Origin of the sequence: Kitasatospora sp. NPDC059722 (assembly GCF_042733235.1) — a bacterium.
Lineage (GTDB): Bacteria > Actinomycetota > Actinomycetes > Streptomycetales > Streptomycetaceae > Kitasatospora.
Genome location: NZ_JBHWGD010000128.1, coordinates 4,679 through 15,298 on the forward strand (window position 1 = coordinate 4,679; position 10,620 = coordinate 15,298).

Annotated in this window: 11 protein-coding genes and 1 pseudogene; 1 reads left to right on the plus strand and 11 read right to left on the minus strand. The window is 72.6% G+C overall.

The window, feature by feature from the left end:
• The 9 genes and pseudogenes from ACFV4F_RS39165 to ACFV4F_RS39205 form a co-directional block, all read right to left on the minus strand.
• Positions 1 to 368, minus strand: a pseudogene (locus tag ACFV4F_RS39165) (putative baseplate assembly protein); the annotation flags it as partial.
• Positions 368 to 790 (minus strand): GPW/gp25 family protein, encoded by a 423-nt coding sequence (locus ACFV4F_RS39170; protein ID WP_380493280.1) that lies wholly within the window; start codon positions 788 to 790, stop codon positions 368 to 370. The gene ACFV4F_RS39170 and the pseudogene ACFV4F_RS39165, both read right to left, overlap by 1 nt.
• Complete coding sequence (locus ACFV4F_RS39175; protein ID WP_380438662.1) at positions 787 to 1,098, minus strand: PAAR domain-containing protein; 312 nt, start codon at positions 1,096 to 1,098, stop codon at positions 787 to 789. The genes ACFV4F_RS39170 and ACFV4F_RS39175 overlap by 4 nt, the downstream gene beginning before the upstream one ends.
• Before the next feature lie 66 nt (positions 1,099 to 1,164).
• The gene (locus ACFV4F_RS39180) at positions 1,165 to 2,943 is read right to left on the minus strand and encodes a VgrG-related protein (RefSeq protein WP_380510052.1); all 1,779 of its coding nucleotides are present in this window, start codon (positions 2,941 to 2,943) and stop codon (positions 1,165 to 1,167) included.
• Entirely contained in the window at positions 2,940 to 3,662 is a 723-nt protein-coding gene (locus ACFV4F_RS39185; RefSeq protein ID WP_380438658.1) for a LysM peptidoglycan-binding domain-containing protein, read from the minus strand. Before ACFV4F_RS39185 ends, ACFV4F_RS39180 begins: the two co-directional genes overlap by 4 nt.
• A gap of 43 nt (positions 3,663 to 3,705) precedes the next feature.
• Complete coding sequence (locus ACFV4F_RS39190) at positions 3,706 to 4,131, minus strand: phage tail protein (protein WP_380438656.1); 426 nt, start codon at positions 4,129 to 4,131, stop codon at positions 3,706 to 3,708.
• 52 nt (positions 4,132 to 4,183) lie between these two features.
• Positions 4,184 to 4,735 (minus strand): hypothetical protein, encoded by a 552-nt coding sequence (locus ACFV4F_RS39195; protein ID WP_380510055.1) that lies wholly within the window; start codon positions 4,733 to 4,735, stop codon positions 4,184 to 4,186.
• Between the two features lie 2,413 nt (positions 4,736 to 7,148).
• On the minus strand, positions 7,149 to 7,307 hold the full coding sequence (locus ACFV4F_RS39200) for a DUF6760 family protein (protein ID WP_359971796.1): 159 nt from the start codon (positions 7,305 to 7,307) through the stop codon (positions 7,149 to 7,151).
• Positions 7,304 to 7,783, minus strand: coding sequence for a hypothetical protein (locus tag ACFV4F_RS39205; RefSeq protein WP_380510056.1), 480 nt, complete (start codon positions 7,781 to 7,783; stop codon positions 7,304 to 7,306). Before ACFV4F_RS39205 ends, ACFV4F_RS39200 begins: the two co-directional genes overlap by 4 nt.
• 175 nt (positions 7,784 to 7,958) lie before the next feature.
• Between ACFV4F_RS39205 and ACFV4F_RS39210 the strand changes: the two genes are divergently transcribed.
• Positions 7,959 to 9,182 (plus strand): RNA-guided endonuclease InsQ/TnpB family protein, encoded by a 1,224-nt coding sequence (locus ACFV4F_RS39210; RefSeq protein WP_380510059.1) that lies wholly within the window; start codon positions 7,959 to 7,961, stop codon positions 9,180 to 9,182.
• Positions 9,183 to 9,220: 38 nt separating this feature from the next.
• Here the strand turns inward: ACFV4F_RS39210 and ACFV4F_RS39215 are convergent, their stop codons facing one another.
• Complete coding sequence (locus tag ACFV4F_RS39215) at positions 9,221 to 9,661, minus strand: phage tail protein (RefSeq protein ID WP_380438648.1); 441 nt, start codon at positions 9,659 to 9,661, stop codon at positions 9,221 to 9,223.
• A gap of 45 nt (positions 9,662 to 9,706) precedes the next feature.
• Positions 9,707 to 10,620, minus strand: a 914-nt coding sequence (locus ACFV4F_RS39220) for a phage tail sheath family protein (RefSeq protein WP_380510062.1), incomplete at its 5' end; no start/stop codon positions are given.

The window sequence follows — 10,620 nt, forward strand, 5'->3', positions numbered from 1 at the left end:
GCGGTGGAGAAGACCACCGCCTCGTCGGTCTCGGTGCGCAGCGTGGAGACCTCGGTGCCGGCCCGCAGGAGCACCGTCTCGGGCTGCGCGGCGGAGAGCCAGAAGTCGACGTCGGCGCGGGCGGCCGCGGGCGGGAAGAGCCGGATGCCGAGCAGGTCGAGGAAGGCGGAGTAGTTCTTCTCGGGCACCCGGTTGAGCCGGTAGAGCAGGTGGTCGACGAGGTAGGCGAAGGTCTCGATGAGGGTGACGCCGGGGTCGGAGACGTTGTGGTCGGTCCACTCGGGGGCGCGCTGCTGGACGTACCGCTTGGCCTCGTCGACGAGTTGCTGGAAGCGGCGGTCGTCCAGGTTCGGGGAGGGCAGGGCCATCAGCGCACGCTCCCGTCGACGGACGTGGGTGACTCCGGGATGGTGTAGAAGGGGAAGACGAGGTTGCGGCGGTCGTTGGTGGCGCGCACGGTGTAGTGGACGTCGATGTAGAGCGTGCCCTCGTCGACGCTGTCGAAGGCGATCGCGACGTCGTCGACCTCGATCCGCGGTTCCCAGCGTTCGAGGGCGATGCGCACCTCGCGGGCGATCCGTCCGGCGGTGGTGCTGTCGCCGGGGGCGAACACGTACTCGTGGATGCCGCAGCCGAATTCCGGGCGCATCGGCCGCTCGCCGGGGGCGGTGCCGAGGATCAGGCGGATCGCCTCGGCGAGCTCCCGGTCGCGGTCGACCATGCCGATGCCGCCGGTGGCGTTCACGCGCAGCGGGAAGGCCCAGCCCCGGCCGATGAAGTTGCCGGTCATGCGACGCCTCCGATCAGGACGTTGAACGCGCCGGCGATGACGGCGGCGCCGCAGGTCGTCTTGTCGCCCATGCGGGCCGCGGGCAGGCCACCGATGAGGACCACTCCCCTGGTCACCGTGCCGAGTTGGGGCTCGACGACGTTGGCCGGGCCCATCTCCACGTGCGGGACGCAGGCGTGCAGGCTGCCGACCACGGCGGCGGGCCGGCCGCCGATCAGCACGGTCTCCACGGCGATGGCGCCCGGCGGCGGGGTGGCGAGGACGCCGCCGTGATCGGTGGGGTCGCCGGTCCGGGCTGCGGGGGGCATGTGCGGTCTCCAATCCGAGGGTGCCCGACGGGATCCGGCGGGCCTGTTCCTGACCATGACGTTCCGTCAGTTGATGCGCACGAACGCCCCCTTGAGGACCGCTTCGGCCCCGCCGTCCACCGTGACGGCCGTCGTCCCGCGGACGGTCACCGATCCGCCGCGCACGTTCACCTCTCCGGTGCCCGCGTCGAGGGTGATGCCGGAGGAGGAGAGGCGGACCGTGCTTCCCCCCGCGCCGCCCACGCCGTGGACGGTGAGCACGATCTCGCCGTTCTGCTGGTCCAGCTTGACCTCCAGGTTCCCGTCCCCGCTCGCCAGTCGGACCCCGGACTTGCCGCCCGGCACGTCCAGCAGCTCCAGGCGGTGGCCCGAACGGGACACGACGGAGCGGCGGTTGACCGTCCCGGCGGCGGCGTCGACGAGCGGCACGTCGTGCGGCGAGGGCCGGTCCACGCCGTTGTAGAGTCCGCCGAGCACGTAGGGGCTGTCCAGGTCGCCCTGTTCGAAGCCGACCAGCACCTCGTCGTTGACCTCGGGACTCACCACGCCGCCGCCCCCGTGGCCTCCCCACTGCACGGTGCGCACCCAGTCGGACACGTAACTGTCGTCCAGCCAGGGGAACTTCAGCTTCACCCAGCCGCGCCGCCCGTCGCCCGGCTCGCGGACGTCGGTGACCACCGCGACGGCCAGGCCCGGCATCCGCGGCCCGCGCGGCGGCGCGTTGCCGCCGGTGGCCAGCCCGGCCAGGGAGCGGTCGGGCGACGCGCTGACGACGACGGTGGTCCGGTAGCCGCGGAACGGTTCGACGAGGTGGCGCACCCCGGTGGCGGTGTAGCGGCCGGAGAAGGCGGCGCCGACGTTCCCCAGGGCGACCGCGGTGCCCGCCCGCAGCCGCGGATTGCCCTCGACGACCGCCTCCAGCTCGCCGAAGCCGGCGGCCACCGCGGCCGCCAGCGAGCGCGCCGCGGCCGTCGTCTCCGCCTGGGTGCGGTACGGGGTGTCGGCGACGGTCAGCCGGGCCGGGCCCGCGAAGGCGGACGCGGCCACCGAGGGGCTCAGGCCCGGCTGCACCGTCAGGGAGGTCACCGACGGCTCGGCGGCGACCAGCGCGCTCTTGGTCGTCACGTTCCAGCCGCGCGCCTCGACGGTGTCGGCCCCCGCGCCGCCCGTCAGCACACCGCGCAGCTCCAGCAGGTTGCGGCCGTACTCCAGGACCAGCGGGCTCTGCGGCGCCGGCGTGGAGGGCGCCGGCGCGCCGGACGCGGGCTCGGGCTTGACGAACTCCAGCCGCCCGTCGTCATCGGCCCGCACCTGCGCGCCGCTCTCCAGCGCCAGGAACTGGAGGAACTCCCAGTCCGGGACGTTCGCCTGGGAGAGCTGCTGGTGGACGACCGGGAAGGAGTCCACCCGCCCGCAGGTCAGGCCCGCGCCCGCGGCGACCTCGCGGACGATGTCCGCGGTCGTCATGTTCCGGAACGCCTTCACCCGGCGCCCGCGCATCAGCCGGTGCGTGACCGCCGACGCCCGCACCACGGTGTACGAGCCGGTGGTGTCCACCTCCAGCTCCAGCGCCGTCACCTCGCCGGTGAACAGCCGCACCTGGGTGTGCCCCTGCACGGTGACCACCGACACCCGCACCTTCGTGCCGATGGTGATCCCGGTCGCGGTGAGGAACGTGTGGTCGGCGTCCCGGAAGGTCAGGACGGCGGTGTCGGGCAGGCCGACGCTCTCCTCGATGTCGCAGGACACCAGCTGCGCCGCCCACGCCGGCGGCAGCGGCCCCGGCGCCTCGACGACGGGATCGGCGGCGAACGGGCGGCCGCCCCGGGCCTCGGGGGTCGTCACGCGCGCCCTCCCCGGGTGAGTTCGTCGATCCCCGGCACGATCAGCTCCGCGCCGGGGACGAGGACCAGCGGATCGTCGATGTCGTTGGCCTCCGCGATCGTGCGCCAGGCCGTCGCGTCCCCGTAGGCGCGCCAGGCGAGCAGCGGCAGCGTGTCGCCCGCGATCACCCGGTGGGTGCTGCGCGCCTCCGGCGAGCCCGAGGTCGGGTTCTGGCCGGCCGGGTCGACGCTGGCCTCGTCGATCGTGAGCGAGCAGACCGCGCGCAGCGGATTGCCGTCGACGTCGAAGAGCGTGTAGGTGACGGAGAGGCCGGTCAGCACCCCGTTGAACGAGGTCGTCTTCAACGTGCCCCAGTCCAGCCGGATCCACGGGCTGGCCGGCGTCTTGCGCGCCAGACTCGTCGGGGTGGGCACGCACGCCGTCATCAGCTGCTCCACCGCCCGTTCCACCGAGTTGTCGTGCGTCGCCGTCGAGTCGAGGAACACGTCGAGGGAGAGCGACCGCGGCCCGCTGCCGACGAACTCCGGCAGCGCCGACTGGCCCGCCATCCGGGACGGCGTGCGCCGCCACTCCGTCGTCTTGCGCAGCACCAGGGTCGCCGGGTTGAACTGCAGCGGAAGCCGCGCGATCGCCCCTCCGGGCTGGGCGCCGACCGCGGACGGGGGCTCCATGATGGTCAGTTGGGCCCGGGTGACGCTCGCGGGGACCGCGGGGGACATCCTTGCTGCTCCTCTGGTGGACGGGACGGGTTCGGGCCGCGTGTCAGGACGGGCGCAGGCCCGCGTGGGCGATCTCCAGGGTCTCCATCGCGGCCTGCGAGTTGGAAGGGTCGAAGGACGGACCCTCCCACCGCACCGGGACGATCCCGAGCACCTGCCAGCCCACGATCCGGCTCAGGTCCGGCCGCAGCGCCACGATCTCGCCGTCCTTCGGCTCGACCCTCCGGACGATCTCCCCCAGCCAGCGCGCGATCTTCGCGGTGTCCGCGGTGACCGCGCGGGTCAGCGTGATGTTCGACCAGGTGATCCGGCCCGGCAGCTGCCACGCGAACCCGTTGTTGCCGCCCTCCGCGTACTGCTCGATCTCCACCTGCGCGCCGAGCCCCGAGCAGGTGGCGAAGTCGCCCAGGTCGTTGCCGCCGATGGTCAGGCTGAAGAACACGCTGCTCGCGAAGATGTTGTCGGTCATCGGTCCGTTCCCTGTTTGCTTCCGGCGGTCTGCTTCCTGCTGCCGTCCCCGCTCAGCGGCGCATGTCGTACGTCCTCCCGGCGCGCTCCCTGCCCCTGCGCAGCTCGGTGCGCAGCAGGCGGCCCACCGGTTCGACGAGGCGCCGGGCCAGGTCGTCGAGGTCGGCGGTGCCCGAGGTGGTCGTCTCGGGTGGGACCGCTTGGGACGACGGGGGTGAAGGCGCCTGGGCGGTGGTCGGCTTCCGCGCCGGCACGGCGGTCAGCGGCACCCCGGACAGACCCGCCTGCGCGGCCACCCGTTGGAGCGCTTGCGCCGAGACGGGCGACGGAGGCGCGGCCGACAGGGTGCGCTGCACGACGGGCGGAGGCGGCGCTGCGGGCGGCTGCGCCGGGGACGGCTGCGGGATCCGGGCGATCGAGGGCAACCGCTGGAGCGCCGGGGCCGCGACGGGCGCGGGCCGGACCAGCGGGAGGCGCCGGCCGGTCACCGCGGCGGACGACGGACCGGAGCCGGTTGGCGTCGGACGCGGTGCGGGGGCGGGTTCGCGGGTGTTCGTGGCGGTGCTCGGCGGCAGCGCCGCAGGTGTGCCTGCGACCGGAGCCACAACGGGAAGCGTCGAACTCCCCGGTGGCGCCGGCCGATCGTCACCGTGCTCCGGCGAGCGCGCGGAGCCCGATCGTTGCACAGCCGTCGAGCCGCCGGACACGTCCGAACTCCGTTGCGGCAGCGGGCGATCAGTGGCGCTCGACCTCGACGAACCCCGGGAGCGCAGACGTTGAACCGCCGCGACGACCCCGCGCCCACCTGACGGCCGGCCCGGAGCGGCCGCGCCATCCGCCGCCTTCCGGCCGCCCGGCATCGCCGTTTCGCCGGGAGCCCCGGACGAGGCCGAACTCTCCCAGGGCAAAGGGCGACCGACCGGCACGCGTTCCTCTCTGTCCTCCCCCGACGAACCTCGCGACCGCGAGCGCTGCACGGCCGCCGCGTCACCTCGCCTCACCGAACTCGCCTGCGAGGAAGGGCGATTGGTCACGGCGCTCGTGGAATCCGCCGCCCCCACCTCGGCTCGCGCCTTGAGCGCATGGGGCCAGGTCGCCGGAACCACTGGCGGGGCGGGCGTTGCGGCGGTAGCGGCGGGAGTGCTGCCGCCTGCCGTCACCGACGGCCCGGCGAGGGCGGTGGTCATGCGGTGAACGCTGAGCAACCCTCGCCTGGGGACGGTGAGTTCGGCGTACCGCTGTGCAGCACGACGGCCGCCGACCGGACGCACCGGAACCACGACGGGAGCCGCACCACCGGGCCGGGGCACAGATGCCTTCCTCGGCAACGCGGTCGCCCCACCCGCAGGCCGGCCGTCGCGGCCTTCCCCTCGTTCGCCAACGCTCCCACCAGGGAGTCCTGTTGCCCCCTGCGCGCCGTCGCCGGCGCGCTGAACGGGCATCCCTTCGCCGTTCTCCGACGTGCCCGGTTCCCGTGCCGTCCCCGCACCGGCACCCATGACCCGCCGAACCGGCCGCCGCTCGCCGAGCAGCGGAGCGGTGCCGCCGGGCGGCGTGCCCTGCACGTCCGCTGTCCCGCTCTCTCGCCCGGCAGCCCGTCGCCCACCGGCCCCAGCCGCCGTCGGCGGCAAGGCGTCGAGGGGCGCACCCAGGCCCCCACGCGTACGGACGGAGGTGCCGTCGCGCCGCGTCCGTCCTGTCGGCGCCTCGGCCGGCACACGCTGCACGGGCACCTCACCGACGGACCCACGCCGAGACGAAGACGGCGCCGGATCACCCCGATCCGACGCCCCGGCGGGCACACGCTGCACAGGCGCGTCACCGGCAGACCCACGCTGCGCACCAGAAGTCGCCCGACCGCCCCGGGCAGGCGCATCAGCGGGCCGGGACCGCCCGGCCGGCGCCTCGGACGACGCACGCTGCACGGGCGCAGCACCGGCGGACCCACGCTGAGGGCGGGACGGCCCCGGGTTGCCCCGATCAGACGCCTCGGCGGGTGCGCCCGCCACAGGGCCTGCCGTATCGGCGGGGACCACGGGCATGGCCGGCGCGCCCGGTGCGGCCTGCGGAGCGGCAGGGGCCAAAGGTGCGGCGCTCGCGGGCAGCGCCACCATGGGCTCGCCGAGAACCGGGCGGGTAGCCCCACCCTCGCCCGGCGCGACGGCGGCACGCTGGACCGGCCGTTCGGCCTGCCCTTCCGGCGCCGGCGCGGGGCGAGGAGCAGCCTCGCCGTCCACAGCCGCCACGGGTCGCGATCCGCCCACACCCTGGCTTGACGGCTCGACAACGGTTTCCGGTGTCCTGTCCGAACCCCGCACGACCGCAACGGGCCGCACCGACAGGCCACGGGGACGCCGCGCCACCGTCAGCGCTTCACCGACGGGACGCAGCCGCACCGCACCACCGACATCGTTCCCACGCTCGGGCGCAGCCACCGCACCCGGCACAGGCGTACCGGCCGTCGGCGCAACCGACTCCGGCGCACCCGGCACCGGCCCGGACGTCGACAGGCCACCACCGTCAGCGCCCACCGAGCCGGCCGGCCGCTGCGGCGAACGCGCGCGCTGCACCGCCCGCACGCGAAGCCTCCGCACCGCGACAGCACGCTGAACCGGCCGGACCTCTCCCGGCTGCCCCGGCTCCGCCGCCCCACCGTCGCCCCACACGTCCGGCAGCACGAGCGCGTCCCCGCCCTCGACCGTCGAGGGGGAGCCCGGTACCGCCACCGCTCGCAGGATCCCCACGGGAGCGCCCGGCAGGACGGCGTGCCCGAGCGGCCCGGACAGCGAGGGATCCTGCCAAGCGGCGAGCCTGGAACGGAAGTTCAGACCGTCACTGACGCCACGCGCCGCGCCGTCCAGGGTCGGGACCAATGGCGCCACCTCGCGCCATCCCCCGTCCCCCGACGCCGGACGCCGCCGCTCGACACCACCACCAGCGGGGACGACGACCTCCGCGCCCCCTTCGGCACCTTCGCCCCGCCGCCGGCCGAGCCAGTCCCGCAGCCCCATCCGCCGCTCACCCACCCTCGCTGATCCGGGTGTTGAGCCGCGCGATCTCGCGCACCCACTGCCGGCGCTCGTGGTGGGTCAGGTCGAGGATGTCCTCGCGCTGCCAGTGGAAGTGGTAGGCGATGTACGCGATCTCCTCGTGCAGCCGAGCAGGCGCGTACGTCACGATTCCCCCAGGCGCCCACCGGCGAGGTCGACTTCGAAGGCGCCGTCGCAGTGCGGGCAGGTCACGGCGGCGCGGGTGTGGCCCTCGCTGTTGACGCGGTGGTAGAGGTCCTGGAGGAACGCCACGTCGGTGGCGTACATCCGCTCGACGACGCCGGCGTGCACGTCGGTGATGTCGCCCAGCCGCGTGATGACGTGGCTGAGCAGCACGACGCTCAGGTAGGCCGGGTTCTCCTTGACCCGCAGGTCGATCTGCGGCATCAGTTCGTCGCGGGCGGTGGCCCGGCGCATGGTGCCGTGCCGGTGGACGGTGCCCTCGTCGTCGACGTACCCGAGCGGCAGCTCGAACTCGAACTCGGTGTGCGGCGCCCGCGCCCGCGGACCGGCGGGTCCCGGGGCCTGCTGCTGCGGCTCGCTGTTCTGCTGGGCGGCGGGCGCCCGTTCCAGCAGTTCGTCCAGACCGATCTTCCGCCTCACCAAATCTCTCCCTGGATGCTCCCGGTGCCAGCCGGGAGAGCTGGGGGGCCCTCCGCCCGGAGAAATGGGGAAGGTTCATGATTCAGAGCCGCGCAGCGGCGGGTTTCTCTGCGCATCTGTTCTGGCCTGCGCTCTCTTTCATTCATTGTCAGTGGGTGCTGTTAGGTTGCGGATCATGACGACAGTGGCGATGATCGAAGGTCCCGGATACGCCCGGTACGCCTACCGGCTTCGCGTGTCGTCCTCCGCGTCCGCCCTGCTGGAAGCGGAGTGGGGCCGGTGCCGTTGGGTCTGGAACGAATGCGTCCACACGTCTCGCAAGATCCACCTACACAACCGGGCCGACTCTGAGAGCAGGCGCACCTGCGGGCCGGCGGACCTGGACAAGCTCCTGACCGAGGCGCGCGTCGCGATGGCGTGGCTGCGTGACGGGGCGTCGGTACCGCAGCAGCAGGTCATCCGGGATTTCGGCAAGTCGAGAGCCAAGGCGATGAAGGACATCAAGGCGATGCTGCCGATGCGTCAGCGCGCCGGGTTGCCGAAGCCGAAACGCAAGCGCGAGGCGCTCGCGTCGCTCAACTACACTCGACGCGGATTCCGGATCAAGGACGGCCGGCTGCACCTGGCCGGCGGCATCGTGCTGACCGTGGTCTGGTCCCGCGAGCTGCCTTCCGACCCATCCAGTGTGCGGATCCACCGTGACGCTGTCGGGCATTGGTGGGCTTCCTTCGTCGTCCTCACCCAGCCCGAGCCGCTGCCCGCCATCGGCCGCGCCATCGGAATCGACTGGGGCGTCAAGGAGATCGCAACCACGACCAGCGATGCCCACGACCTTCCCCATCCTCAGTACGGGAAAAGCGCCGCGCGGAAACTCGCGCACTACCAGCGGCAGATGGCCCGGAGACGGCAGCCGAAGGGGAAGGCACAGACGAAAGGCTACCGAAAGGCCCAACGACAGGCCGCCAAGGTCCACAAGAAGATCGCGAACCAGCGGCAGGACACGGCCCGAAAGTGGGCCAAGTCGGTTGTACGCGACCATGACGCGATCGCGGTGGAGGACTTCCGGCCGAAGTTCCTTGCCAAGACCACCATGGCCAACAAGGCGGCCGACGCCGTGATCGGCGCCACGAAGGCGGCGTTGGTCGAGATGGCGCGGAAGCACGGACGGACCGTTCATCTGGTCAACCCTGCGCACACCACGATGGACTGCGCGCACTGCGGTGTGAGAGCCAAACACCGCCTCCCCCTCTCTGAGAGGATCTACTCGTGCACCGCGTGCGGAGTCGTGTCGCCTCGCGACAAGAACTCCGCCCGCGTGATGCTCGTCCGGGCTGGTCTGAACCCGGCTGGTGTTGATCGCGGAAGACCTGAACGTCCGCAGGACGATCGGGCAGCGTGAGCCAGGAATCCCCCTCCCTCCGTGGGAGGGGGAGCATGTCAATCGACCGAGATCTCCTCGAACACGATGGTCACGGTCTCGGTCGCGGGGCTCGATTCACCCGCGCTGAGCGTGGGGCCCTCCCAGCGGCTGGCCCAGGCGTTGTTGAGGTGGATGCGGCGCAGGGTGGCGCCGGTGGTGTCCTTGACCTCGATGGTCAGGTTCTGGCGCGCGGTGTTGATCGCCCCGTTGTTGAGGGTCTCCTTGATCCAGTTCGTGAACGCGCTGCTCTTGTCGAGGCCGCGGGTGATCGTCACCTCGCCGGGCAGCCGCGCACCGGGCTGCTTGCGGACGATGAGTTTGCCCTCCTGGGTCACCTGCTTGTACTCGACGACGTCCTGCTCGACCGTGAGGTTGCTGACCTCCTTGACCGACTCGACGTTGTAGCCGCCGAGTTGGACGCCGAATATGTGTGTGGAGAGCGGATCGCCTTCAGCCATGGCGTGCTGTCACCTTCCCATTCCCGTAGGTGCCGACGGTGCCGGTCACTCGTTGACGAGGCTCGTGCTGTCGGAGAACTGGGCGAGCCGGAACACCACGAACTCCGCGGGCTTCACCGGCGAGACCCCGATCTCGCAGATCACCTGTCCGAGGTCGATCGACTCCGGCGGGTTGTTGTCGCGGTCGCACTTGACGTAGAAGGCCTCGGCCGCGGTCTGGCCGAACAGCGCGCCGCGCCGCCACTCCTCGGTGAGGAACGCGGTGATGTTCCGGCGGATGCTGGACCACAGCCGGTCGTCGTTGGGCTCGAACACCACCCACTGGGTGCCGATCAGGATCGACTCCTCCAGGTAGTTGAAGAGCCGGCGCACGTTCAGGTAGCGCCACGCGGGGTCGGAGGAGAGCGTCCGCGCGCCCCAGATCCGGATGCCGCGCCCGGGGAACGCCCGCACGCAGTTGACGCCGATCGGGTTGAGCAGGTCCTGCTCGCCCTTGCTGAGGCGGATCTCCAGGTCGACCGCGCCCCGGATGACCTCGTTGGCCGGCGCCTTGTGCACGCCGCGCTCGGCGTCGCTGCGCGCCCACACCCCGGCGGCGTGCCCGCTCGGCGGGACCAGCACGTTGCGGCCGGTGGCCGGGTCGAAGACCTTGATCCACGGGTAGTAGAGCGCGGCGTAGCGGGAGTCGAAGCCGGCTTCGTCGTTGCGCCAGGTGCGCATCTGCTGGGCGTTGAGGCCGGGCGGCGGGTCGAGGACGGCGATCCGGTCGCCCATCTGCTCGCAGTGCGACATCACGGCCAGTTGCACCGTCCGAAGGCCCTCGTCGTCGAGGTCGCCGCGCTGGTGGGCGCTCATCAGATCGGGCACGGCGACCATCGTGATCTCGTCGAGACCCTCCAGCCCCGAGGAGCCCGTCCGGGCCGCCGCGTGGCCGACGGACACGGCCGGGGCGAGCCGGG

What these genes read in the sequence shown, in the direction of transcription:
- ACFV4F_RS39170 (WP_380493280.1), bottom strand. Translation starts at nt 790, where the DNA reads ATGACCGGCAACTTCATCGGCCGGGGCTGGGCCTTCCCGCTGCGCGTG.
- ACFV4F_RS39175 (WP_380438662.1), bottom strand. Translation starts at nt 1,098, where the DNA reads ATGCCCCCCGCAGCCCGGACCGGCGACCCCACCGATCACGGCGGCGTC.
- ACFV4F_RS39185 (WP_380438658.1), bottom strand. Translation starts at nt 3,662, where the DNA reads ATGTCCCCCGCGGTCCCCGCGAGCGTCACCCGGGCCCAACTGACCATC.
- ACFV4F_RS39190 (WP_380438656.1), bottom strand. Translation starts at nt 4,131, where the DNA reads ATGACCGACAACATCTTCGCGAGCAGCGTGTTCTTCAGCCTGACCATC.
- ACFV4F_RS39210 (WP_380510059.1), top strand. Translation starts at nt 7,959, where the DNA reads ATGACGACAGTGGCGATGATCGAAGGTCCCGGATACGCCCGGTACGCC.
- ACFV4F_RS39215 (WP_380438648.1), bottom strand. Translation starts at nt 9,661, where the DNA reads ATGGCTGAAGGCGATCCGCTCTCCACACACATATTCGGCGTCCAACTC.